The following is a 24,225-nucleotide window of genomic DNA, read 5'->3' on the forward strand; positions in this document are numbered from 1 at the left end:
CCCTTTCGCGGGTCAGGCGATCAGGTCGTGTGACTTGAGCACGCGCAGTGCCGCAGCGTACTCCGGCTCCTGCATCAGCCTGTTCCAGTCCAGCGGCTTGCGGCGTCCGAACAAACGGCGGATGCGGCGTTGCGAATCCTTGCCGATGCGTACGTCGAGTTCGCCGAGCAACTGGTCCGCCCGCTCAGGATGGTTGCAGATCAGCACCATGTCGCAGCCGGCGCCAAGGGCTGCGCGTGCGGCTTCGGTCACCGTGCCCGCGACGCTTGCGCCTTCCATGCTCAGGTCGTCGCTGAAGATCACGCCCTCGAAGCCAAGCTGGGTGCGTAGCACGTCCTGCAGCCAGTAGCGCGAAAAACCGGCAGGATGCGGATCCACCTTGGGATAGATCACGTGCGCCGGCATCACAGAGGACAGCGCCATCCCCATCCACTCATAGGGACGCGCATCCTGCGCGAGGATCTCGTCGAGACCGCGCTCGTCCACCGGCACCGCCACATGCGAATCGGCGGCAACAAAGCCGTGGCCTGGGAAGTGCTTACCGCAATTGGCCATGCCGGCCAGCAGCAGGCCATGGGTCAGGTGGTTGGCGAGCATCGTCACCACGCGCGGGTCGGCGTGGAAGGCGCGGTCGCCGATCACAGCGCTGAGCCCGTAGTCCAGGTCGAGCACCGGGGTGAAGCTCAGGTCGATATCGCAAGCCCGCAACTCTGCTGCCAGCACATAGCCGCAGCTGACGGCAGCCTTGGTTGCCGCGAGCACGTCGCGGTCCCACAGCGCGCCCAGCCGGGCCATCGCGGGCAGGTGCGTGAAGCCGTCGGTCTTGCAGCGCTGCACCCGGCCGCCCTCGTGATCGATGCAGATCAGCACGTCATCGCGCACGGCACGGATCTCGCGCGTCAGCGCCTGCAACTGCGAGCGCGACTCGAAGTTTCGCGCAAACAGGATCACGCCGCCGGTCAGCGGATGGGAAATGCGGCGGATATCGTCCGCATCGAGGTGCTTTCCTTTGACATCGAGTACAACCGGGCCCGGCCGTTTGCCGGAAATCTTCTTGATCATTTGAAATCTTCGCTAGGCTTGGGAGCGAGCGGCAGGCCGGCGCGGACGTCGGCACCGCCGGGCTCGGCGATCGCAAAGGCGACCGCATAATCGTGTTCGTCGCTGACGCTGACCCGGACCACGAGGCCGCGTTCCCGCAACCAGGTGTCGAGCTCGCCATGGCAATGCGTATAGGGCTCGCCGGAAGGCAGGTTCAGCAGTTCCATGGCACGCCAGGTCATCGGCCAGCGCATGCCCAGGCCGATGGCCTTGGAGAAGGCCTCCTTGGCGGCAAAGCGCGTCGCCAGGAACGCGAGCCCGCGTTTTTCGGAGCGCGCCTTGCGTGCATGGTACTTCTGGAGTTCCTGCGGCCCGAGCACCTTTTCCGCAAAACGTCCGCGCGTGCGCTCCATCACGCCCTGCACGCGGTCGATCTGGATGATGTCGGTGCCGAGGCCGTAGATCACGCTGCGGCGTCCGGACGGGGATAGGTGGTGCCCAGGCGCGCCGCCACCATGATGGCTTTCATCTCGCGCACAGCGTTCTGCCAGCCGACAAAGACTGCATGGGCAACGATGGCGTGGCCAATATTCAACTCCTTGATGCCATGCAGTGCCGCGACCGGCTGCACATTCGTGTAGTGCAGGCCGTGGCCGGCATTGACCACCAGCCCGAGCCGCACGCCCGCGTCGACGCCTTCGGCGACGCGGCGAAGTTCGGCGGCCTGCTCCGCGGCGGAATGCGCGTCGGCATAGCGGCCGGTATGCAGTTCCACCACCGGCGCGCCACACGCGGCGGCCGCTTCGATCTGGTCAGCCTGCGCATCGATGAAGAGCGAAACGCGGATGCCCGCATCGGCAAGCTGGCGGCAGGCAGCCTTGACCTGCTCGAAACGCCCGGCTACGTCCAGCCCGCCCTCGGTGGTGACTTCCTCGCGCCGCTCGGGCACCAGGCAGACATCCTGCGGACGGATCGTGCAGGCGATGTCGAGCATTTCCTGGGTGATCGCGCACTCCAGGTTCATGCGCGTGGCCAGCAGCGGCCGCAGCGCATGCACGTCGGCGTCGCGGATATGGCGGCGGTCTTCGCGCAGGTGCAGGGTGATCAGGTCGGCGCCGGCCTGCTCGGCCTGCAGTGCTGCCTGGATAGGATCGGGATAGACCGTGCCGCGCGCATTGCGCAGCGTGGCCACGTGGTCGATATTGACGCCAAGGTCGATGACGCCGGGATGCGCGTGGAAAATCATGCGGGAGGGCTCGAAAGGCTCGGAGATATTCTCAGAGATAGTGCAAATCGATCAGGATCTGGCGCGTCTTCAACGGCGCGCCTTGCAGATAATAATGCAGCAGGAAGCGCATCAGCGCACGACTTTGCGTGACAGTTTGTGTCCGTCGATAGTCGTCCTGCGACATATCGAGCAGCGTCTGCCCGGAGACCACCGGCCACGAGGACGGATCGCTGGCCTGCGCGCGGCGTACGCCACGCTCTGGCTGATAGACATAGTCCAGCCCCGGCTCGACCGTCTCGCCCGAATTGGCGCATTCATCGAAGGCCACCGCAAAGCCGGTTTCCTGCAGCAGCACGCGCTCGAAGCCGCGCAGCACCAGGCCGGCCTGCTCGCCATGCGAAAGCCGGGTGAGCGTGGCCATGTACTGGCGGAACAGGGCAACGTGCGCATCTTCGCGGGCGCAGAAACGCAGCAGCAGTTCGTTGAGATAGAAACCCGAGAGCAAGGCGTCGCTGGCCAGCGGCAGCATGCCGCCGACCCACTCCGCGCGCGTCAGCGTCTTGACTTCGCCGCGGCCGCTCCAGGATAGCGAGATCGGCTGAAAATGCTGAAGCACCGGGCGCAGCGCCGAATGCGGCCGCTTGGCGCCCTTCGCCACCATGGCCACGCGGCCGTAATCGCGCGTGAACACGTCGAGGATCAGGCTGGTCTCGCGGTAGGGCCAGGCGTGCAACACGAAGCCGGGCTGGTTGGCCACGCGCAGTTCGGTGCGCGCCGGCACGATGCGCAACGCGCGATCCATCATCGCGCGCTGCTCGGCCACTTCCATGCCGGGCACAGCATGGCTGTCCAGCAGTTCGGCCGCTTCTTCCACCACCGGGTCTATGCGGCGGGCCTTCAAGGCAGGCCCGCCAGCTCTGTCACTCATAGCCGTAGGCGCGCAATCCAGCTTCGTTGTCGGCCCAGCCGCTCTTTACCTTGATAAACATTTCCAGGTAGACCTTGCCGTCGAACAGCTTCTCCATGTCGATGCGGGCTTCGGTGGAAATGGTCTTGAGCTTGGCACCCTTGTTGCCGATGATCATGGCCTTGTGCCCGTCGCGCTCGACCAGGATGGTGGCGAAGATACGCCGCAGCCGGCCTTCCGTCTCGAACTTTTCGATGATGACCGTGCTGGTGTACGGCAATTCATCGCCGGTCCAGCGGAACACCTTCTCGCGGATGATCTCCGAGGCCATGAAGCGCTCGCTGCGATCGGTCATGGAGTCGGCGTCATACATCGGCTCGCCTTCCGGCAGGTACGGCCGGATGATCGCCAGCAGACGCTCGATGTGGTCTTGCGTCTTGGCCGACATCGGCACCACTTCCGCGAACTGGAACTGGTGGCCCATCTTTTCCAGGAAGGGCATCATCACCTCAGCCCGGTCCGCGCCAAGGCGATCGAGCTTGTTGGTGACCAGCAGCACCGGCACTTTCTTCGGCAACAGCGAAAGCACCTTCTCGTCGTCGGCGCCGTAGTAGCCGGCTTCCACGACGAACAGCACCAGGTCCACCGACGACAGCGTCGAGGTGACCGCGCGGTTCAGCGAGCGGTTCAGCGCGCTGGCATGGCGTGTCTGGAAGCCCGGCGTATCGACGAACACGTACTGGGCATCCTCGGTAGTCTGAATGCCGACAATGCGATGGCGCGTGGTCTGCGCCTTGCGCGAGGTGATGCTGATCTTCTGACCAACCAGCGCATTCATCAGGGTGGACTTGCCGACGTTGGGACGCCCGACAATGGCCACGGTGCCGCAGCGGAACGCCGCGGATGGGGTACCCGCGGCGGCTTGCCGCGGATCGGTAGATTCGGTCATTCCTTCAACCTGAGAGACAACTGGGGATCGGGTGGCACCGGTTGCTTGCGCGTCTTGCCGGTGCGCTCGGCCCGGCTGCGCTTGAGCAACTGGGGCACGAGCTTCTGCACCTCGTCGAGCGCCAGCTTGGCGGCGGCCTGTTCGGCGGCGCGGCGCGACGCGCCGGTACCGAACACCCGCACTTCCAGTTTAGGCACGGTGCACTCGACTTCAAACTGCTGGTTATGCGCGGCGCCATGTGTGGCGATCACGTTATATTGCGGCAGGGCTATCTTGTGGCCTTGCAGGTACTCCTGCAGCAGCGTCTTGGCGTCCTTGCCCAGCGTGCGCGGATCGACCTGCTCGAGGATGGGGATATAAAGCTTGCGGATCAGCGTGCGTGCGCCCTCGAAGCCGGCATCGAGGAAGACGGCGCCGACGATCGCTTCCAGCGCATCGGCCAGGATCGACGGGCGGCGGAAACCGCCGCTCTTCAGTTCCCCCTCGCCCAGGCGCAGCGCCTCGGACAATTGCAGCATCTGCGCAATTTCATACAGCGCCTGCTGCTTGACCAGGTTGGCGCGCACGCGGGACAGGTCGCCTTCGTCTAGCTTGCTGAACATGCCGTACAGCATGTCAGCCACGGCACAGTTCAGCACCGAATCGCCGAGGAATTCCAGGCGTTCGTTGTGCAAGGCACTGTGGCTGCGGTGCGTCAGCGCCTGCTGCAGCAATTCTGGCTTGCTGAAGCGGTAGCCGAGGCGTTGCTGCAAGGCGTCGAGGTTCATGTCAGTACTGCGTTCCCGAATAGGTAATCAAAAGGCTCAGAGGACCGTATAACGGCACTTCGTTACGGTAGGAAAAGCCCACCGACCGGATCCCGCCATTGTCGTCTTCATGGATATCCAGATCGTCGCTGCGCACAGCGGTGATACGGTCGATCTGCGCCTGCTTGTTGAAATAATCGGCCACTTCGCGCTTGTTGGATGCCTGTTGCTTGGCATAACTGATGGCGCGCTTGACCGAGAAATACTCCAGCAGGCTTGGGATCGCCCTGACCGCCGGGATCACAAAGCCCCCGACGACCAGTATGACGATCAGCAAGCTGCCGAGGGAGAATCCACGCGGCTTGCTGCGTCCCGACAAACGTGCCCGCCCCCTGACTGCCCCAACCACTCGACCCGATTGACCCATGTTGCGCTTCCCTCGCTTGACTGGAGTGATTTATACGCATCGCGGGAGGCTTACTTGAACGCCCCCACGCGTCCGATATTGCCAAGGTTCATCCAGATCAGGAATGCCCTGCCAACAATATTCTGATCGGGCACGAAGCCCCAGTAACGTGAATCCAGGCTGTTATCCCGGTTATCGCCCATCACAAAATAGTGGCCTTGCGGCACTTTGCACGTTACGCCTTGCTGATTGTAAGTGCAGTTTTCGTGGAACGGGAAATCCGGATCCATGCCGGAGATATAGGCTGGCCTGTCGGCATCATTGAGGATACCGTGCTCCGGGCCGTCGGGCAGCTTCTCGCGGAAGTGCTTCGAATAGGAAAGCCGTTCTTCATCCAGGTAGTCAGGCAGCGCGCTGTACTCCGCGGGCTTGCCGTTGATGGTCAGGCGCTTGTTCTGGTAGCTCACCACATCGCCCGGCACCCCGATCACACGCTTGATGTAATCGAGCGACTGGTCCTTCGGGTAGCGGAACACCATCACGTCGCCGCGCTGGGGGTCGCCGACCGAGATGATCTTCTTGTTCACCACCGGCAGGCGGATGCCGTAGTCGTACTTGTTGACCAGGATGAAGTCGCCGATCAGCAGAGTCGGGATCATCGAGCCGGACGGGATCTTGAACGGCTCGACCACGAAGGAGCGCAGCACGAACACGGCCAGGATCACCGGGAAGAAACTTGCCGAATATTCCAGCCACCAGGGCTGGCGCAGCTTTTCCTCGGCCAGGCGGCTACGCGAGGTATCGACCTCGCCAACGCCATAGCGCCCCTGCATATCGGCACGGCGCGCATCGAACTCCGCCAGCGCGGACTGTGCGGAAAGCCGCCGTTGCTTCTCGAACACCAGTTTGTCGGCCACCCAGGCAACGCCCGTGATAACCACCAGCACAAAAAGGATCAGTGCAAAATTCATGACGGCTAGATCTTCGTGTTGTTTTGTTAGAGTCCGCTTCGCCAGCCGGCGGGAGCCGGCCTCCGCCAGCTTACTTGTCGCCTACCTGCAGGATCGCCAGGAAAGCCTCCTGGGGGATCTCGACCGTACCCACCTGCTTCATGCGCTTCTTACCCGCTTTTTGCTTCTCGAGCAGCTTCTTCTTGCGCGAGATATCGCCGCCGTAGCACTTGGCGAGCACGTTCTTGCGCAGCGCCTTGACGTTCTCGCGCGCGATGATGTTGGCGCCGATCGTGGCCTGGATGGCTACGTCATACATCTGGCGCGGAATGATCTCGCGCATCTTCGATACCACTTCGCGGCCACGGTACTGCGAGTTGCTGCGGTGGACGATCACCGACAGCGCGTCGACCTTGTCGCCGTTGATCAGGATGTCCACCTTGACCACGTCGGCGGCGCGATATTCCTTGAACTCGTAATCCATCGAGGCATAGCCGCGCGACACCGACTTCAGGCGGTCGAAGAAATCCATGACGATTTCCGCCATCGGGATCTCATACGTGAGCTGCACCTGCTTGCCGTGGTAGCTCATGTTGATCTGCGTGCCGCGCTTTTGCGTGCACAGCGTGATCACGGAGCCGACGTAGTCCTGCGGCATGTACAGGTTGACGGTGACGATGGGCTCGAGGATATTCTCGATACGGCTCGGATCCGGCATCTTGGCGGGGTTTTCCACCGTCAGCATGGTGCCGTCACGCATCTGCACCTGGTACACCACCGTCGGCGCGGTGGTGATGAGGTCCATGTCGAATTCGCGTTCCAGGCGCTCCTGCACGATTTCCATGTGCAGCAGGCCAAGAAAGCCGCAGCGGAAGCCGAAGCCGAGTGCCTGAGACACTTCAGGCTCATACTGCAACGATGCATCGTTGAGCTTGAGCTTTTCGAGGGATTCGCGCAGTGCTTCGTACTGGTTGGCTTCCACTGGATACAGGCCCGCGAACACCTGCGGCTTGACCTCCTTGAAGCCCGGCAGCGGCTCGGCCGCCTTGCGCGCCATGGTGGTGATGGTGTCACCCACCTTGGCCGCCTTCAGTTCCTTGATGCCGGCGATCACGAAACCCACCTGTCCTGCAGACAGCGACTCGCGCGGCAGCGACTTGGGCGAGAACACGCCGACCTGCTCGACCAGGTGCTGCGAGCCGGTAGCCATCAGCAGTACCTTGTCCTTGGGCTTGAGGGTGCCGTTGACCACGCGCACCAGCATCACCACGCCAACGTAGTTGTCGAACCACGAGTCGATGATCAGGGCCTGCAACGGTGCTTCCGCGTCGCCCTTGGGCGGCGGTACGCGGGCGATCATCGCCTCGATCACGTCCTGCACGCCCAGGCCGGTCTTGGCCGAACACGGCGTGGCATCCTGGGCGTCGATCCCGATCACTTCCTCGATCTCGCGGATCGCGTTTTCCGGATCGGCCGACGGCAGGTCGATCTTGTTGAGCACCGGCACCACTTCCACGCCGAGTTCGATCGCGGTGTAACAGTTGGCGACAGTCTGCGCCTCCACGCCCTGGGAAGCATCGACCACCAGCAGCGCGCCTTCGCAGGCGGACAGCGAGCGGCTCACTTCATAGCTGAAGTCGACGTGCCCCGGCGTGTCGATCAGGTTGAGGTTATAGATCTTGCCGTCGCGCGCCTTGTAGCTGAGCGCCGCGGTCTGGGCCTTGATGGTGATGCCGCGCTCCTTCTCGATGTCCATCGAGTCGAGCACCTGCGCCTCCATCTCGCGATCGGACAGGCCTCCGCAGAGTTGAATGATGCGGTCGGCCAGGGTCGATTTACCGTGGTCGATGTGGGCGATGATCGAGAAGTTGCGGATATGGTCCATCTGATGTTCAGGGGTGCGCCAGTTCGGGCCAGGAGGTGCCCGCATGGGCACGCCTGGCGGCGCAGCAATTATGAACGACCTGGAACTGGCGCCTTGTCGGGCGGGCCCCGCTCCGGTCGCAGGTTGGTGACGCGGACTTTGCGCCAAAGTGCAATTTTACCGTATTTTCAAGGACTTCCGTATTGCGAAATGGGCGGCTGACCAAGCCATCACGCCACGCCATGCCCCGCAGGGCGCACTTGCGCGCCTTCGACCGGCCGTTCGTCCACTCACGGGGCCGCATGTGCGGCGAACCACGCTTTCACCCGATTTTCATCGAGAAAGTAGTGGCACAGTTCCTCGCCGGGGGTAGCCGGGGGCCCAACCATCAGCACAGGCACAAGTTCGCCGAAGCGCGCTTCGGTCGCGGGATCGGTATCCACGTCCACCTCGTGCAGGACAAAGGAAAAATCGCGCCGGAGCGGTTCCAGCGCGATTTTCATGTCTTCGCACAGATGGCAATACCCCCTGCCATACAGTGTGAGATCGGCCATGGCGAGCCGGTCAGCGCGAGGACGTTGCGCCCGGACGCAAGGTCAGCACCTGGGTGGCATCGCCGCGGCGGACGAACACGGCGGCAATCTTCGCCTTGTCCAGCCCCTTGACCAGTTCATTGAACTGGCGCGGGCTGGTCACGTCGCTATCGCCCAGCCGCAGGATGATGTCACCCGGGCGAATGCCGGCACGCATCGCCGGCCCGTCGGACTGCTCGACCTCCACGCCCGACTTGATCTTGAGTTCCTTCAGCTTTGCATCGGGAATTTCGTTGACGATCAGGCCGAGTGCATTGGGCTTGGCTGCCGGCGCGGCACCGTCGTCGCGCTGTGTATTGCCGCCACGGGTGCGCACCTTGGCATCGGCGTCGAGTTCGGCCACGGTGATCGAAACCTCCCGCGTCGCGCCCTTGCGCCATAGCTGCAGCGGTACGCGCGTGCCCGGCTTGATATCGCCGACCATGCGCGGCAGGTCGGACGCCTTCTCGATGTCACGGCCGTTGAACTTGAGGATGATGTCACCGGCTTCGATCCCCGCCTTCTCGGCAGGGCCGCCGGGTTCGACGCTACCCACCAGCGCGCCCCGGGCTCTGCCCAGGCCGAGCGAGTCGGCGACTTCCTTGGTGACATCGCCGATCGCAACCGCAATACGCCCGCGCGTCACCTTGCCGGTCGCCTTGAGCTGCTCGGTGACACGCATGGCCTCGTCGATCGGGATGGCGAAGGAGATGCCCATATAGCCCCCGCTGCGGCTATAGATCTGGGAATTGATGCCGATGACCTCGCCGCGCAGGTTGATCAGCGGGCCACCCGAGTTACCTGGATTAACCGCCACATCGGTCTGGATAAACGGCAGGTAGTCCCCGGTATCGCGCCCCTTGGCCGACACAATGCCGGCCGTCACGGTGTTGTCGAGGCCAAATGGCGAGCCGATCGCCAGCACCCATTCGCCGGCGCGGACCTTGTCCGAATCGCCGAGCGTGAGCTTGGGCAAGCCGGTCGCGTCGACCTTGAGCAACGCTACGTCGGTACGTTTGTCCGAGCCGATCAGCTTCGCCTTGAACTCCCGCTTGTCGGGCAGCGTGACATAGATAGTTTCCGCATCCGCCACAACATGAGCATTAGTCATCACAAAACCATCCTGGCTGATGACAAAACCGGACCCCACGCCACGGCTCTGCTCCTCGCCCTGCGGCCCCTGCGGCCCCTGTGGCGGCTGGCCGCGGCGCGGAGTGCCCGGAGGCGTGGGCGCGCCCGGCATAGGCACACCAAAGAAACGGCGGAAGAACTCTGCCATCTCGTCGTCTTCGCTGCCGGGAGTACCGCGCGTGCGAACGCGCTCGGTGGTGCGGATATTCACGACGGCCGGGCCGGCTTTTTCCACCAGATCGGTGAAATCGGGCAGGTTATAGGACGGCGCGGCCGCCTGTGCATGGCTCAACTCGGCGACAAATGGCGCAAAAGCGAGAATGGCAGCCATGAGCACGGTCCGAGCCAAGGCTGGAGATCTTGGTGACATCGTCGACTCCCGGGAGATCAGCGAAACGAGGAAAAAAGCTTGGGCAGCGTGCGCAGCGGACTGGCGGCGGATGCGGGGCGGCGTTCTCGCCGCCCCTCCACGCAACAATCCGGCTTAGTGGGCCTTCGGTGGTTTGTATTCTACCGCCGAGGCAAACTGCCTTACTGTGGCCGGCGGGACTTCGCCCACTACGGTGATCCAGAAATCGGCCACACGGCGCACCACCACCTGGGTAGCACCGAGCGAAGCCACACCTTCGCGGCGCACGCGCTGCTCGGAAACCGGCTCGATAAATACCGACAAACCGGTCAAGCCATCGCTATAGACGATCTGGAGCACTTCGAAGACGTTCCCGCGCGAGTTGGCCTGTGGTGCGCGCAACTCCCCAAGTGGCCGGCGAACCTCGCGGATCTTCATGAACCCTTTGACCGGGATCCCGATGCTCCAGCCCTCGTCGGCGATATTGGCAGGCTGGTTGGTCACCTCATAGTGGTTCCAGGCGCCGGAATTCTTGATGGCAGTGAGGATGCGCTGCTTTTCGGAAGGCACTCCGATCTCGACTTGCGAGAAAGCGACCTGCTCCAGCACCTTGCCGCCCTCGCCCAGGGTCTGGGCGCGCATCAGCAGGCCGGAATTCTTCTCGGCCCAAAGACGCACGGCATAGCGCGCGGCGTCATGCGGCTCCAGCGAGAACACCTCGCACTCAACGCCGGCCACGCGCTCGCCGGGAAGCTTGCGCATATCGTAGATATCCAGCACATCGCTCTTGTTGGTGGCCAGGAGGGCCGGAAAACGATCCTTGGCTTCCTGCTTTTCCACCACCACCAGCTTGGCCTCGGGAATCAGGCTATGCACGATATCGTTCTGGCGCAGCACCTCGCGTGGCTTGCCGTCGAGCGTCTCAAGCCGTTCGTACTCGTTGTTGACGAGATCGCTATAGTGCTGAATGCGCGACGCATGCATCACGCTGCCGCGCTGATAGATCAGCGTGCCGACATAATTCTCGCGCTGGGCCGCGCGGTGGATCTTGTTGAGCCAGGCCGTTGCGTCGCGACGGGCCAGCGTATTGTCCGGCGGCTGCGCAGTTGCTGCAGCCGCAGTCAGACACAAGGCCAGAAAAAAGGACCTGCGAAGGGCCCTAATTCTGTGTGCGCCCGCTACGTTGGCGGGCGACCATCCTTTATGCATGTCCGGCATTATTCCTGCGAATTGTCCTGAGAGAAGTTTGCGCTGTTGGCAACGGTGCGCATCGTGGGCACTACCGCATCAGTTGCAACCGATACGCGGTGGGCACGCAGATATTCGTCCAGACGCGGATCGCGGATCATTTGCGCGCTGTCCGCGGACACGGTCACGATGCCGCCGGCCTTGGGCGCGGCGGGTTGCTCTACGCGTGCCACCACGGCATCCGGCGTACCGAGGTCGGCGGAACCGCGCATCTGCGGCACCACCACCCAGCTGACGGCCGCCACCGCGGCAGCGATGGCCGTACCCGGCATCACGCGGCGAACCCACGACGGCTTGAAGAGCATGCGATGTGCTGCTGACGCCTTCGCGACCGCGGGCACCAGCACATGCGGTTCGCTGTCGAGACGGGCGGAAAACCGGGAGAGAAAATCATCGGTCGAGCCAGCATGCGTCAGTTCTTCCGAACGCAGGGCATCGCCAATCAGTTGATAGGAGGTCCAGCTCGCCATGCCCGTCCCGCTCTTCGCGAGATCCAACACAGCGCTTACTTCGTGCGGCGCCAGCTCGCCATCCATCAGCACGGAAATCTGCTCCGCTGCTTCCACTACATGAACCGACTGCTTGTGAGCCTGACCCATTTCCCACCCCTAGAAAAACCATTGAACACCGACAATCCCGTCTACTACCTTGTCGTTTATCGATGCAGGAATAGGCTGCAACGCTGGCCGCACGACATTTTCTTTACCACTGACGACGGCTGACTACTACCATCGTTTGCCCTCTGCCGTTCCCAGCAGCGGACGCAATTTCTCGGCAATCGCCTCGCGCGCCCGGAAGATGCGCGACCGGACGGTGCCGATCGGGCACCCCATGGCTTCCGCGATCTCCTCGTAGCTGAGGCCTTCGATCTCGCGAAGGGTGATGGCGGTGCGCAATTCCTCGGGCAGTGCTTCCATCGCGCGGTTGACCGTCTCGGCCACCTGGCGGGTGTGGAGCATCGACTCCGGCGTATTGATATCTCTTAGTTGCTCACCGTCCGCAAAAGTTTCAGCCTCTTCGGCATCGATATCACTGGAGGCTTCCGGCCGCCGCCCCTGAGTCGCCAGATAGTTCTTCGCGGTGTTCACCGCAATCCGGTACAACCAGGTGTAGAACGCCGATTCGCCGCGAAACTGCGGCAAAGCACGATACGCCTTGATAAAGGCGTCCTGTGCCACATCCTCCACTTCGGCCGAATCCCGCACCAAACGCGAAATGAGCCTGATGATCTTGCGGTGGTATTTCACCACCAACAATTCAAAGGCCCGCTTATCGCCTTGCTGGACGCGCTCAACGAGGAGCTGATCGGCTTCGCGTTCGCTCACGAATATTTCACCTGCAGTGTATCTCTTGGTATCGTCTTCACGACAAACGTTGTATTTTACCTACGTAGCTGGGCGCACGGTCAGTGCGGTGCAACGCATATTGTGATGGATGCTCGAAACAGTCGCGCATTAACTGGCCTCGCCTGTCGCCTGGCAGTCACGCTGCGCAACATGGAGAGCACGTCTGAGCGCCCGCAAAGCGCCGGTCCCCACGAGCACACGGCTGACCACCAGCACCCGAGGGGGATGTCCGGTCACCGGCTCCAGGGCCAGCACCAGGGCCAGCTCGCCCAATGCCCAACTGGACTCGACACGGGCCACCGCGCGGCGGCCGTCCGGCAGGCCAACAAGGATGCCTGGCCGGCCCGTGCGATCCCGTCCTTGCGCCAGGCCGTCGTAGGTACACGCGGCGCCGCGCCAGAGTGCGTGCCAGTGCCATGCGAGCCAACCGCACAACGCAGCGACGCCGAGCACCGCCAGCCATTGCGGCAAATTCCAGCCTTGCGCAGACCACCCCAGTTCGTGCATCCCTTGCCGGGCAAGCAACGCGAACGTTGCCAGCTCGCAGGCAAGAAACAGCGCCAAAACCCACCGCAAACGATGGGCCTTGACTGAACTCCATGGGGATGCCACCCGGCGCACGCCGGCTTCAGGCGCGCCGGAAGACAAGCGTGCCGTTGGTGCCGCCGAAGCCGAAGTTATTCTTCACCGCCACATCGATCTTCATGTCGCGTGCCGTGTTAGCCACATAATCCAGGTCGCACTCGGGATCCTGGTTGAAGATATTGATGGTCGGCGGCGACACCTGGTGGTGCAGCGCCAGTACGGTGAACACCGACTCGAGGCCACCGGCGCCGCCCAGCAGGTGGCCGGTCATCGACTTCGTTGAATTGACCGCCACCTTGTAAGCGTGATCGCCAAGGGCAAGCTTGATGGCTTCGCTCTCGTTCTTGTCGCCCAGCGGGGTCGAGGTACCGTGCGCATTCAGATAACCGACTTCGTCCGCATTGACGCCAGCGTCCTTGAGGGCGTTGACCATGCAGCGGCGCGGGCCATCCATATTGGGCGCCGTCATATGGTAAGCGTCGCCGCTCATGCCGAAGCCAATCAGCTCGGCATAGATCTTGGCGCCACGTGCCTTGGCCGACTCATACTCTTCGAGCATGACCACGCCGGCACCCTCGCCCAGCACGAAGCCATCGCGATCCTTGTCCCACGGGCGGGATGCGGTAGCGGGGTCGTCGTTGCGGGTCGACAGCGCGCGCGCTGCGGCGAAACCGCCGATGCCGAGCGGCGACACCGTGGATTCCGCGCCGCCGGCCAGCATGACGTCCGCATCGCCCGCCTGGATCAGCCGGGCCGCCAGGCCGATGCTGTGCAGGCCGGTGGTGCAAGCCGTTACCGCGGCCAGGTTGGGGCCCTTGAGTCCATGGATGATGGACAGGTGGCCCGAGATCATGTTGATGATCGAGCCCGGCACGAAGAACGGGGAGATCCGGCGCGGACCACGATTGGTCAGCTCGGCGTGGGTGTCCTCGATCATCGGCAGGCCGCCGATGCCCGAGCCAACCAGCACGCCGATGCGCTCTGCATTGGCTTCGGTCACTTCGTAGCCGCTATCCTTCAGCGCCTGCGAGCCAGCTGCGATGCCATAGTGGATGAACGTATCCATATGGCGGGCTTCCTTGGCCGGGATGTAATCCTCGGCATTGAACCCCTTTACTTCGCCGGCAAAGTGCACGGCAAGCGCGGAATGATCGAATTTGGTAACGGTGGCGATGCCAGACTTGCCGGCAACCAGGTTGGCCCAGCCTTCGGCAACCGTGTTTCCGACCGGAGACACAAGGCCAAGCCCAGTGACGACGACGCGACGACGGCTCACTATGATTTCCTACGGGTACGTGAAGCAGAACTGGAAAGTGAATCGGAGCTGGCCGACAGCCGGCGCCGGGCTACGCCGATGCCGGCGCAGCCATACCAATTGTGCTTCTTCGAACAAACGAAAGCCACAGAAAACAGCGCGGAGAGCCCATGGGCCTCGCGCCTGCCTTCTGTGGCTCGGAATTCAGATACGACAGGCTCAGGCCTTGACGTGTGCGGTGGCGTAATCGATTGCCTGTTGCACGGTCGTGATCTTCTCGGCTTCCTCATCGGGAATTTCCATGCCGAATTCATCTTCCAACGCCATCACGAGTTCAACCGTGTCGAGCGAATCCGCGCCCAGGTCGTTCACGAACGAGGATTCGTTCTTGATGTCTGCCTCGGCGACGCCGAGTTGTTCTGCCACGATTTTCTTGACGCGTTGTTCGATATTGTCCATGTAACCCTCCAGGGAAGTTCGACAAAAAGTGGGCGCATTTTAGCAGGTTTGGGCCACAAAAATGCCCCCTGCCGTCTATTGCAAGAACAGCGCCCGATCAGTTTTAAAAATAACCACTTCGCGCGGCTTTTGTCGGCTTCTCCTTCGAACCCGACACCACGCAAGGCGATCAATTCATGTACATGCCACCATTCACATGGAGCGTCGTACCTGTAATGTAGGCCGCTTGGGGGCCGGCCAGGAAGGCGACCGCATACGCGATATCTTCCGGCTGCCCGAGGCGGCCCAGGGGGATCTGGGCCTTCAGTGCCGCATGCTGCTCATCCGACAGGACCTTGGTCATGTCGGTGTCGATAAAGCCAGGCGCCACGCAATTCACAGTCACGTTCCGGCTGCCGATCTCGCGAGCCAGTGCGCGGCTCATGCCTTCGACGCCGGCCTTGGCGGCCGCATAGTTCATTTGCCCGGGGTTGCCCGTCGAGCCGACCACCGAGGTGATATTGATGATCCGGCCACCGCGCGCCTTCATCATCGGGCGCAGCACGGCGCGCGACAAGCGGAACACCGCTGTCATGTTGGTCTCGACAACCGCGCTCCAGTCGTCGTCTTTCATGCGCATGGCAAGTTGATCCTGGGTGATACCGGCGTTGTTCACCAGAATACCGAGGCTGCCATGCGTCTTGACGAGTTCGTCGATCAGCGCCTCGGAAGCCGCCGCATCATTGACGTTGAGCACGGCGCCGCGGCCCTTGCCGCCGGCTGCCGCCAGGTATTCGCTGATCGCAGCGGCCCCCGCCTCGCTGGTGGCGGTGCCGACCACCGTGGCGCCCTGGGCGGCCAGCTCCAGCGCGATGGCGCGGCCGATGCCGCGCGATGCGCCGGTCACCAGCGCGACCTGGTTTTCCAGAAATTTCGTCATTGCCTTGGTCCTTATTTACTTCAGCAGCGCCAGCGTGTCCTGCAGGGAGGCCGGATCGAAGATCGCCCCGCCCACCAGGTTGCCGTCGATGCGCTTGGTCATGCCCGCCAGCACTTTGCCCGGGCCGCACTCGATTACGTGGGTCACGCCCTCGGCTGCAATCTTCTGCACGCATTCGACCCAGCGCACCGGAGCTGCCGCCTGGCGAACCAGCGCGTCCTTGATGGCTTCCGGATCATTGACGATGGCCACGTCAACGTTGTTGACCAGCGGAATGGACGGTGCGGCGAACGTCATGCCCGCCATGCGCTCACGCAGGCGGTCCGAAGCGGGCTTGAGCAGCGAAGAATGGAACGGCGCCGAAACCGGCAGCGGCAGCGCACGCTTGGCGCCGCGCGCCTTGGCCATTTCACATGCCTTTTCCACAGCGGCCTTGTTGCCGGCGATCACCACCTGCGAAGGCGCGTTGAAGTTCACCGCCTCGACCACGCCGGCTCCTGCGGCCGACGCCTCGGCGCAGGCCGCGCGCACGTCTTCGTCGGACAGGCCAAGGATGGCTGCCATACCACCCTCGCCCACCGGCACGGCTTCCTGCATGGCCTGCGCGCGAAAACGCACCAACGGCACCGCATCGGCAAAGGGAATCACCCCGGCAGCCACCAGTGCGGAGTATTCACCCAGGCTATGGCCGGCCACCAGGGCCGGCGCTGCACCGCCGGCGTCGAGCCAGGCACGGTAAATGGCCACTGCGGCGGTCAGCATGACCGGCTGCGTGTTGGTCGTGAGGTTAAGTTCCTCGGCCGGGCCCTCGGCGATCAGGCGGCCCAGGTCCTGGCCGAGTGCCGCGGACGCCTCGTCCAGAGTGGCTCGGACTACCGCATTGTCGGCAAATGCATTGAGCATCCCGACTGCCTGCGAGCCTTGCCCTGGGAATACAAAGGAGAATTTCATCGCAATCGAATCGTAAAGATGGATACCGCAGGACCGGCGCGACGAAGCAACATCGCGGCGCCGGCCCGGATTTTACATGCGCAGCAGTACCGCGCCCCAGGTGAAGCCCCCGCCCACGCCTTCCATCAGCACATGGTGTCCCGCGCTGATGCGGCCATCGCGCACCGCCACATCGAGTGCCAGGGGGATCGAGGCGGCCGATGTATTGCCGTGCTCGTGCACCGTTGCCACCATGCGCTCGGCCGGCAGGCCAAGCTTCCTGGCGGTGCTTTGCATGATGCGGATATTGGCCTGGTGCGGGATCAGCCAGTCGACTTTTTCGGCCGGGAACTGCGCGCCGGCGAGCGCTTCGCGCGCCACCTTGTCGAGCACCGTGACCGCGAGTTTGAACACCGCCTGGCCATCCATATGCAGGAACGGGTTGCCGGTGATATTGCCGCCCGAGACATTGCCCGGCACGCAGAGGATGTCCACGTGGCTACCGTCGGAGTGCATTGCCGACGACAGGATGCCGGGCTCCTCGGAAGCCGACAGCACGACCGCGCCGGCGCCATCGCCGAACAGCACACAGGTGGTGCGGTCGTTAAAGTCGAGAATGCGCGAGAACACTTCCGAGCCAATCACCAGCGCATTGCGGTGCGAACCGCTGCGGATGAATTTTTCGGCGGTGGCCAGCGCATAGACAAAGCCGGAGCACACCGCCTGCAGGTCGAACGCCGCGCAGTTGTTGGTGATGCCAAGCTTCTGCTGCACCAGGCAGGCGGTGCTGGGGAAGACGAAATCGGGCGTGGAAGTGGCAACGATGATCAGGTCGATGCTCTGGCGATCAATGCCGGCAGCCTCCAGCGCACGCTCCGCCGCCTTGACGGCGAGGTCGCTGCTGGTGACATCCGGCTCGGCCCAATGGCGGGCCGAGATGCCACTGCGCGAAAAGATCCATTCGTCGCTGGTCTCGATGCCCTTCTCAGCCAGTTGCGCCGCGATATCTTGGTTAGTGACGCGCCGCGGAGGCAAATAGCTCCCGGTCCCGATGATTTTTGCGTAGCTTGTCATGTAATGTCGGATCGATCGTCTGGCCACGGGTCGTCGCCCGCGGCATCTACATCAAGACCTCAGGCGGCGTGCGGGCTTGGACTGGAATCCTCGGCGCCTGACTGCGGGCCGGTAGCCGGAGTGCTGTTACCTGACTTGTTGGCGAAAGCCTGAATGGTGCGTTCGATCACACCATTCCTGGCCGCATCATACCCGCGTTTGATAGCCCACTCAAAAGCGTGCGCGTCGGCGGAACCATGACTTTTGATGACCAGCCCGCGCAGACCGAGCAGGGAAGCGCCGTTGTAGCGCGCCGGGTCCAGGCGCCGGGACAACCGCTTGAGCACCGGCAAAGCCAGGACCGCCAGCAGCTTGGTGAACCACGAACGCGTGAATTCTTCCTTGATCATGTTGGCGATCATCTTGGCCAGCCCTTCGCTGCTCTTTAGCGCGACGTTGCCGACGAAGCCATCGCACACAACGATATCGGTGGTGCCCTTGAAGATGTCGTTGCCTTCCACGTTGCCGTAGAAGTTGAGTTCCGAAGCGCGCAGCAATTCGCCGGCACGCTTCACCACATCGTTGCCCTTGATCACTTCCTCGCCAATGTTCAGCAGGCCGACGCTGGGACGTTCCTTGTGATCCACCACGGCAACCATGGCCTCCGCCATGCGCGCGAATTGCAGCAGGTGCTCGGGCTCGCAATCGGCGTTGGCACCGAGATCGAGCACCGTGGTGCCCCAGCCCTGCTCATTGGGAATGGTGGTGGCAATCGCCGGACGCTCGATGCCCTCGAGCGTCTTGAGCACATAGCGCGACACCGCCATCAGCGCTCCGGTATTGCCCGCCGAGATGCAGGCGCCCGCCAGGCCCTCTTTCACCTGGGTCACGGCCACGCGCATGGAAGAGTCTTTCTTCCTGCGCAGCGCCACCTCGACCGGGTCATCCATGGTGATGACCTCAGTCGCGGTCACGATGCGCACACGGGGGTGGTCGAGCGCGTGCAACTTCTTGAGCTGAGGCTCGATGCTTTCCCGCAAGCCGACCAGCACCACTTCGGCGTCGCTATGGCTGGAGAGAAAACTGATCGCCGCCGGTACAGTCACAGAGACACCGTGATCGCCACCCATGCAGTCGATAGCTAGTTTGATCGTCATTGTTTCCTGGTGCAGAAGCGCTTGTCGGCGTGACGTTAAGACCTGGCTCCCAGGCCGGAGGCATCGCCCTGACCGGCCGGCGGCAACCCGACGGCCTCCCGGAGCGCTCGACGGCGGGCGGGATCTGACGCCTCTCCGGCCGCCGTACATGGCCTCGGCCAGGCACTCGGCTTGAGCAAGCGGCACAAATCGGCCTGGTGGAAGCCTGCGCTACGGTTTGCGCTGCGAGCGCGCAACAAAAAAGCGGCAACGATTTTGCCGCTTTTTTGTTTTTGACCTACCAACGTGCGCGTACGAGACGCAAAGTCACGCCGAACGATCTGTCAGTCGTTCTTGGTCTTGATGACCTTGCGGCCACGATAGTAGCCGTTCGGGCTCACGTGGTGACGCAGGTGGGTCTCGCCCGTGGTCGGCTCCACTGCCAGCGCTGCCGCCGTCAGGTGGTCGTGCGAGCGATGCATGCCGCGCTTGGAGGGCGACTTCTTGTTCTGTTGAACTGCCATGATGACTCCTTCGAGAATTTTTCAATGGTAACACACGCATCCCGCACGAGGCGTAGCCGGGCCCGGCCGGATGCTGATCCTGGTGCCTAGAACTCGCTGCCAGATGCCGGCGAACCGGCCTCAGTGCTTCGTTTTCAGGCCGGCCAGCGCCGCAAAGGGCGAAGGCCGTTTTTCTTCTTCCGGCGGGACCTCGGCTTCAGGTTCCGCCTGTCCGTCCACCCCGGTCACAAGGCTTTCGTGAACCGTGGGGCAAACGTCATGCTTGGGCGCTACCGGCAAGGCCAGCAGCACTTCATCTTCAATCAGCGTCAGCAGGTCGAAGCGCCGGGAACCGACGATCACGTCGATCTCGTCGTCGTCCATGGGTGCCGCGTCGGCCTCTTCCTCGCTGGCGACCACCTCGAAGCACATGTCCGTGGCGATCGCCTGGGCATAGATCCCCAGGCAACGCTGGCAATCCAGCCACACCTGGCCATTCACGGTCAGGTCGACGTAAAGGTGCTGCGTTGCCGGCGTACCGGGTTCGCTCGCTTCTTCCTCGACAAAGCCGGTGAGCGAGTAGCTGAAGACCTCGTCCGGCGCCGACACTGGCGCATGCGCGGCGGTCTCGGCTATGATGCGCGGCAAATCGCGCGCCGCGACTTCGCCGGTGGCTTCGCCACCAGCGCGGCAAAATGCGAAGAGATCGAGCGCGCGCGGGTCAATCGGCTGGGTCATGTCTTATCGTGCCGTCTTGCCGGGGCATCCGGGGCATCGCGGTTTCGACGTATACGCCATCGAAACGTGACCCGGGCGCCGCACAAAACCGGTATACCCACGGATTTGCGCCGGACTTGCTTGGCTAAACATGCGATTATACCTCGATTTTTCTGCCGCGGTCAAAATTTTGGAAGGCGGCCATACGCCGCTTTCCCTTTTCGCTCAATTACTTATGTCGCAATCCTCTCGCCCCACCCTGATCCTAGGCTCCAGTTCGCCTTATCGCCGCGAATTGCTGCAGCGCCTGCGCATCCCTTTCGAGGTAGCGACACCGGACATCGACGAAAGCCCGCTGGCGGGCGAAAGCCCGGAAGCCACCGCCCTGCGGCTCTCCCGCGGCAAGGCCCAGGCCATTGCCGAACGGCATCCAGGCGCGCTGGTCATTGGTTCCGACCAGGTGGCCACGCTGGATGGCAGGCAAATCGGCAAACCCGGTTCGCACGCGCAGGCACTGGCACAATTGCAGCTGATGCGAGGCCGTACCGTCACTTTTCATTCTGCACTGTGCCTGCTTGACGGCCGCAACGGTGAAGCCCAGTTGGCGGATGTCCAGACCCGCGCCACCTTCCGCGAGCTCCCCGACCACGAGTTGGACGCCTACCTACGCATCGAGCGCCCCTACGACGTGGCAGGCAGCGCAAAATCCGAAGGCCTGGGCATCGCCCTGCTCTCACACATGGAATCGGACGATCCCACGGCGCTGGTAGGCTTGCCGCTAATTGCACTGACGACCATGCTGCGCCAGGCCGGCTACCCCTTTTTCCTGGACTAAGCTTTCAGCCGGCCTGCGCCGAAAATACAGACGAAACACGAGAACCCAAGCATGAGCGGCACCCTATATCTGATCCCCAACACCCTGGGAAAGCGCGACGAGACGGATCCCCTGCCGGACGTGATTCCGGCGGGCGTGCAGCAAATCGCCGCGGGGCTGGATTACCTGGTGGCGGAAAACGCCAAGACAGCTCGCGCTTTTCTGAAGAAGTTGGGCGAGACCTGCCCGCTGGCCAGGCCGATCCAGCAGATCGAGATTCACGAACTCAACGTCAACACGCGCGACGGCGCCCTGGCCGACCTGCTGGCCCCGATCCGCGCGGGCCGCGACGGTGGCCTGCTATCCGAAGCCGGCGTGCCGGCGGTGGCCGATCCCGGCGCCAACCTGGTGCGGCTGGCCCATGCCAAAGGTGTGCGGGTACGGCCGCTGGTGGGGCCGAGCTCGATCCTGCTGGCCGTGATGGCGTCCGGCCTGAACGGCCAGAGCTTTGCCTTCAACGGCTACCTGCCGGTGGACGCCGGCGAACGCGCCAAGCGGCTACGCGAACTGGAGCAGCTTTCACGCAAGGCACACCAGACCCAGGTCTGGATCGAGACACCCTACCGCAATGGCCCCCTGCTTGAAGCCATACGCCAGCATTGCGCCGGCACCAGCCTGCTGTCGATCGCGGTGGACCTGACCTTGCCGAGCGAAACGATCGTAACCCTGCCGATTTCCGACTGGCGTCCTGAGCGGCTGGAACTGAACAAACGGCCGGCCATCTTCTCGCTGCTGGCGGCCTGAAGACAAGGCGGAGAAACGAAATATGGGGCGCAAGCGCCCCATATTTCTTGCGGTAGATGCGATTAGCGAATGGCTTGCACGTGCGAGCCAAACAACATGGTCTTCATCGCTGCCGTACCCATCGCCGCGCCGAAGCGCTTGGCTACCCGCTCCGCGATGTTCTCCTTGACGGTGTAGTCCACAATGTCCTCGGCCTTGAACAGATCCCGCGCCACGTAGTCGGCGTTGCCCAGCCCGTCGGCCAGGCCCAACTCGACGCTGCGCTCGCCGGACCAGAACAAGCCGGAGAAAAGATCCGGGTCCTCCTTCAGGCGATCGCCACGACCTTCCTTGACCACATCGATGAACTGCTGATGGATCTGCTTGAGCATAGTCTCGGCAAATTGTTTCTGCCTCGGCACTTGCGGCGAGAAGGGATCGAGCATGCCCTTGTTGGCGCCGGAGGTGTAAAGCCGGCGTTCCACGCCAAGCTTGTCCATCAGGCCGGTGAAGCCGAAACCATCCATCAGCACGCCGATCGAACCCACGATGCTGGCCTTGTCGACATAAATCTTGTCCGCCGCCGCCGCCACGTAGTAACCGCCCGAGGCGCAGATTTCCTCCACCACTACGTAGAACGGCTTGGACGGATAGAGGGTCCGCAGGCGGTGGATCTCATCGTTGATCATGCCGGCCTGTACCGGCGAGCCGCCCGGAGAATTGATCTTCAGGATGATGCCCGCGGCATTGGTGTCGGCGAATGCAGCCTGCAAGGCGGCGTTGATCGATTCAGCGCTGGCTGGCGTACCGGCGGCGATCTCGCCGTCGAGTGACACCATTGCCGTATGGCGGCCACTAGTGGCGATGCCACCGTCGCCCTTGAAGTCGAAGATGGTGAAAAAGAGCAACGCCAGCAGGGCTAACCCGACAAAACGGAAAAAGATCCGCCACCGACGCGCGGCACGCTGCTCGCGCAAGGTCGCCATCAGTACCTTTTCCAGCACATCTCGCTCCCAGCCCGTGCCGGTCGGGACTGGCCCGACGTCGCGGCCGGCCAGTCGCTCCTTGCGCTGGCTGGCTTCTTTTTGTGTGGCTGCATCCCCGGCGCGCAAGTCTTGCTCCAACGGGAAATCAGCCTGGGAAGCGGTTTCCAGCCGATCGTCCGCCCCGGCGCTGGTAGGAGCAGCCGGATCCGGCGTCTTGCCAGATTCGTCCTGAGGCGGTTTTTGCTGTTCAGTCATGCAGTTGGCTCTTGATTAGGAATAGGTCTGCTTGCCGGCTAGCCAGCGGGGGCTTCGTACGGGCTTTCCGGGAACCAATACACATAGCCGTCACGCTCCTCGACGCGCAGCTTCGCCAACGAAGCGCCCCGGCAAGGGCCACCCACGCACAAGCCACTGTCCGGTGCATAAATCGCGCCATGTGTCGCGCACATCAAGTATAGGCCCGAGGACTCGAAAAACTGTCCCTCCTGCCAATCGAGCTCCATCGGCACGTGGGCGCACTGGTTCAGGTAGCCATGGACACCGCCCTCGAAGCGCACGACAAACGCGCCAACAGGACGGCCACCCATTTCAACCATGAAGCGCACCCCGGCGCCGCCTTCAGCCAGGTCTTCAGTTGCGCATAAGCGGCGCTGCCCGGACATGCCGGCAACCGCCGCGTCAGGCATGCGTCAACAGCCAGTCTTGCAGGTCGGCGATCGAGGATGCGCAATGCAGCGGCGCCATTGCACGCAAGGCGTCTGCCGGGTGGGCGCCATAGCCGACACCGATCCCTGCCGCGCCGGCATTGGCCGCCATCTGCAGGTCATGGGTCGTATCGCCGATCATGACCGTGCGCTCCATATCCTGCCCCAGCTCCCTGGTCAGCTCTTGCAGCATGGCCGGGTGAGGCTTGGAAAAAGTCTCGTCCGCGCAGCGCGTACCGTCGAACAGGCGGACCAGGCCGGTAGTCTCCAGGGCGCGCTGCAGGCCAACGCGGGTCTTGCCCGTTGCCACGCCAAGAAAATAGTGCTCGGCGTGCAGTGTCTCCAGCATCTCGCGCACCCCATCGAACAGCACCAATTCCGCGTCGCGGGTCAGGAAGTGGAAGCGATAGCGCTCGGCCAGCTTCGGATAGTCAGCGGGATCGAGCGTGGGCACCGCATAGGACAGCGCATCCTTGAGCCCCAGCCCGATCACATGGCTGGCCGCGCTGTCGTCGGGCACCGGCAAGCCAAGGTCGCGGCTGGCTAGCTGGATGCACTTGGCGATGGTCGGGGTGGAATCCATCAGGGTTCCATCCCAGTCGAACACGATCAGGTCGAAGCGTTGCCTGGCCATTGATTTCCTC

Annotated in this window: 28 protein-coding genes; 2 read left to right on the top strand and 26 right to left on the bottom strand. The window is 63.0% G+C overall.

Going from position 1 to position 24,225, the window contains the following annotated elements; all coding sequences use genetic code 11:
• Positions 1-12 precede the first annotated feature (12 nt).
• The 23 genes from nagZ to ACZY0R_RS30230 all read right to left on the bottom strand — a co-directional run bounded on the left by nagZ (position 13) and on the right by ACZY0R_RS30230 (position 20,315).
• On the bottom strand, positions 13-1,062 hold the full coding sequence (gene nagZ / locus ACZY0R_RS30120; RefSeq protein ID WP_488863535.1) for a beta-N-acetylhexosaminidase: 1,050 nt from the start codon (positions 1,060-1,062) through the stop codon (positions 13-15).
• On the bottom strand, positions 1,059-1,508 hold the full coding sequence (gene acpS / locus ACZY0R_RS30125) for a holo-ACP synthase (protein WP_045235572.1): 450 nt from the start codon (positions 1,506-1,508) through the stop codon (positions 1,059-1,061). Before acpS ends, nagZ begins: the two co-directional genes overlap by 4 nt.
• Positions 1,505-2,287, bottom strand: a complete 783-nt coding sequence (gene pdxJ, locus ACZY0R_RS30130; protein ID WP_488863537.1) for a pyridoxine 5'-phosphate synthase — start codon at positions 2,285-2,287, stop codon at positions 1,505-1,507. Before pdxJ ends, acpS begins: the two co-directional genes overlap by 4 nt.
• A gap of 31 nt (positions 2,288-2,318) precedes the next feature.
• Positions 2,319-3,197, bottom strand: coding sequence for a DNA repair protein RecO (gene recO / locus ACZY0R_RS30135; RefSeq protein WP_488863539.1), 879 nt, complete (start codon positions 3,195-3,197; stop codon positions 2,319-2,321).
• The gene (era, locus tag ACZY0R_RS30140; protein ID WP_045235575.1) at positions 3,190-4,125 is read right to left on the bottom strand and encodes a GTPase Era; all 936 of its coding nucleotides are present in this window, start codon (positions 4,123-4,125) and stop codon (positions 3,190-3,192) included. Before era ends, recO begins: the two co-directional genes overlap by 8 nt.
• The gene (gene rnc, locus ACZY0R_RS30145; RefSeq protein WP_020205117.1) at positions 4,122-4,892 is read right to left on the bottom strand and encodes a ribonuclease III; all 771 of its coding nucleotides are present in this window, start codon (positions 4,890-4,892) and stop codon (positions 4,122-4,124) included. Before rnc ends, era begins: the two co-directional genes overlap by 4 nt.
• A 1-nt stretch (position 4,893) precedes the next feature.
• Positions 4,894-5,208, bottom strand: a complete 315-nt coding sequence (locus ACZY0R_RS30150) for a DUF4845 domain-containing protein (protein ID WP_488863542.1) — start codon at positions 5,206-5,208, stop codon at positions 4,894-4,896.
• Positions 5,209-5,348: 140 nt separating this feature from the next.
• Positions 5,349-6,248 carry a signal peptidase I gene (gene lepB, locus ACZY0R_RS30155; protein ID WP_488863544.1) on the bottom strand — a complete coding sequence of 300 codons (900 nt, stop codon included), beginning with the start codon at positions 6,246-6,248 and terminating at the stop codon, positions 5,349-5,351.
• Between the two features lie 70 nt (positions 6,249-6,318).
• Entirely contained in the window at positions 6,319-8,112 is a 1,794-nt protein-coding gene (gene lepA / locus ACZY0R_RS30160) for a translation elongation factor 4 (RefSeq protein ID WP_488866264.1), read from the bottom strand.
• A 269-nt stretch (positions 8,113-8,381) separates the two neighbouring features.
• Positions 8,382-8,645: a glutaredoxin family protein gene (locus ACZY0R_RS30165; protein WP_488863546.1), complete on the bottom strand. Its 264-nt coding sequence runs from the start codon at positions 8,643-8,645 to the stop codon at positions 8,382-8,384.
• Between the two features lie 10 nt (positions 8,646-8,655).
• Positions 8,656-10,125: a DegQ family serine endoprotease gene (locus tag ACZY0R_RS30170; protein WP_488863548.1), complete on the bottom strand. Its 1,470-nt coding sequence runs from the start codon at positions 10,123-10,125 to the stop codon at positions 8,656-8,658.
• A 153-nt stretch (positions 10,126-10,278) separates the two neighbouring features.
• Complete coding sequence (locus ACZY0R_RS30175; RefSeq protein ID WP_488863550.1) at positions 10,279-11,352, bottom strand: MucB/RseB C-terminal domain-containing protein; 1,074 nt, start codon at positions 11,350-11,352, stop codon at positions 10,279-10,281.
• Positions 11,353-11,360: 8 nt separating this feature from the next.
• Positions 11,361-11,990, bottom strand: coding sequence for a sigma-E factor negative regulatory protein (locus ACZY0R_RS30180; protein ID WP_045235581.1), 630 nt, complete (start codon positions 11,988-11,990; stop codon positions 11,361-11,363).
• A 126-nt stretch (positions 11,991-12,116) separates the two neighbouring features.
• Positions 12,117-12,716: an RNA polymerase sigma factor RpoE gene (gene rpoE / locus ACZY0R_RS30185; protein ID WP_045235582.1), complete on the bottom strand. Its 600-nt coding sequence runs from the start codon at positions 12,714-12,716 to the stop codon at positions 12,117-12,119.
• 129 nt (positions 12,717-12,845) lie between these two features.
• The gene (locus ACZY0R_RS30190) at positions 12,846-13,313 is read right to left on the bottom strand and encodes a hypothetical protein (protein WP_488863552.1); all 468 of its coding nucleotides are present in this window, start codon (positions 13,311-13,313) and stop codon (positions 12,846-12,848) included.
• Between the two features lie 52 nt (positions 13,314-13,365).
• Positions 13,366-14,598, bottom strand: coding sequence for a beta-ketoacyl-ACP synthase II (gene fabF, locus ACZY0R_RS30195; RefSeq protein WP_488863554.1), 1,233 nt, complete (start codon positions 14,596-14,598; stop codon positions 13,366-13,368).
• A 198-nt stretch (positions 14,599-14,796) separates the two neighbouring features.
• Positions 14,797-15,036 carry an acyl carrier protein gene (acpP, locus tag ACZY0R_RS30200; protein ID WP_008644813.1) on the bottom strand — a complete coding sequence of 80 codons (240 nt, stop codon included), beginning with the start codon at positions 15,034-15,036 and terminating at the stop codon, positions 14,797-14,799.
• Between the two features lie 169 nt (positions 15,037-15,205).
• On the bottom strand, positions 15,206-15,955 hold the full coding sequence (gene fabG / locus ACZY0R_RS30205; protein ID WP_488863559.1) for a 3-oxoacyl-ACP reductase FabG: 750 nt from the start codon (positions 15,953-15,955) through the stop codon (positions 15,206-15,208).
• Between the two features lie 15 nt (positions 15,956-15,970).
• On the bottom strand, positions 15,971-16,906 hold the full coding sequence (fabD, locus tag ACZY0R_RS30210; RefSeq protein ID WP_488863561.1) for an ACP S-malonyltransferase: 936 nt from the start codon (positions 16,904-16,906) through the stop codon (positions 15,971-15,973).
• Between the two features lie 72 nt (positions 16,907-16,978).
• On the bottom strand, positions 16,979-17,959 hold the full coding sequence (locus tag ACZY0R_RS30215) for a beta-ketoacyl-ACP synthase III (RefSeq protein WP_045235587.1): 981 nt from the start codon (positions 17,957-17,959) through the stop codon (positions 16,979-16,981).
• A 59-nt stretch (positions 17,960-18,018) separates the two neighbouring features.
• Complete coding sequence (plsX, locus tag ACZY0R_RS30220) at positions 18,019-19,095, bottom strand: phosphate acyltransferase PlsX (protein WP_045235588.1); 1,077 nt, start codon at positions 19,093-19,095, stop codon at positions 18,019-18,021.
• A 323-nt stretch (positions 19,096-19,418) separates the two neighbouring features.
• Positions 19,419-19,598, bottom strand: a complete 180-nt coding sequence (gene rpmF, locus ACZY0R_RS30225; RefSeq protein WP_045235589.1) for a 50S ribosomal protein L32 — start codon at positions 19,596-19,598, stop codon at positions 19,419-19,421.
• 120 nt (positions 19,599-19,718) lie between these two features.
• The gene (locus ACZY0R_RS30230; RefSeq protein ID WP_488863564.1) at positions 19,719-20,315 is read right to left on the bottom strand and encodes a YceD family protein; all 597 of its coding nucleotides are present in this window, start codon (positions 20,313-20,315) and stop codon (positions 19,719-19,721) included.
• A 214-nt stretch (positions 20,316-20,529) separates the two neighbouring features.
• On the opposite strand from ACZY0R_RS30230, the gene ACZY0R_RS30235 reads away from it, so the two are divergent.
• Together ACZY0R_RS30235 and ACZY0R_RS30240 are read left to right on the top strand one after the other, a co-directional pair.
• Positions 20,530-21,129: a Maf-like protein gene (locus tag ACZY0R_RS30235; protein WP_488866266.1), complete on the top strand. Its 600-nt coding sequence runs from the start codon at positions 20,530-20,532 to the stop codon at positions 21,127-21,129.
• Positions 21,130-21,180: 51 nt separating this feature from the next.
• Positions 21,181-21,912, top strand: coding sequence for an SAM-dependent methyltransferase (locus ACZY0R_RS30240; protein WP_488863566.1), 732 nt, complete (start codon positions 21,181-21,183; stop codon positions 21,910-21,912).
• Between the two features lie 62 nt (positions 21,913-21,974).
• Here the strand turns inward: ACZY0R_RS30240 and ACZY0R_RS30245 are convergent, their stop codons facing one another.
• From ACZY0R_RS30245 to ACZY0R_RS30255, 3 genes are read right to left on the bottom strand one after another with little or no spacing between them, the layout of a single operon-like run.
• On the bottom strand, positions 21,975-23,132 hold the full coding sequence (locus ACZY0R_RS30245) for a S49 family peptidase (RefSeq protein ID WP_488863568.1): 1,158 nt from the start codon (positions 23,130-23,132) through the stop codon (positions 21,975-21,977).
• A gap of 38 nt (positions 23,133-23,170) precedes the next feature.
• Complete coding sequence (locus tag ACZY0R_RS30250) at positions 23,171-23,563, bottom strand: Rieske (2Fe-2S) protein (RefSeq protein ID WP_488863570.1); 393 nt, start codon at positions 23,561-23,563, stop codon at positions 23,171-23,173.
• The gene (locus ACZY0R_RS30255) at positions 23,556-24,215 is read right to left on the bottom strand and encodes an HAD-IA family hydrolase (RefSeq protein WP_488863572.1); all 660 of its coding nucleotides are present in this window, start codon (positions 24,213-24,215) and stop codon (positions 23,556-23,558) included. Before ACZY0R_RS30255 ends, ACZY0R_RS30250 begins: the two co-directional genes overlap by 8 nt.
• Positions 24,216-24,225: the final 10 nt, after the last annotated feature.

Source organism: Cupriavidus sp. F041 (assembly GCF_057814235.1).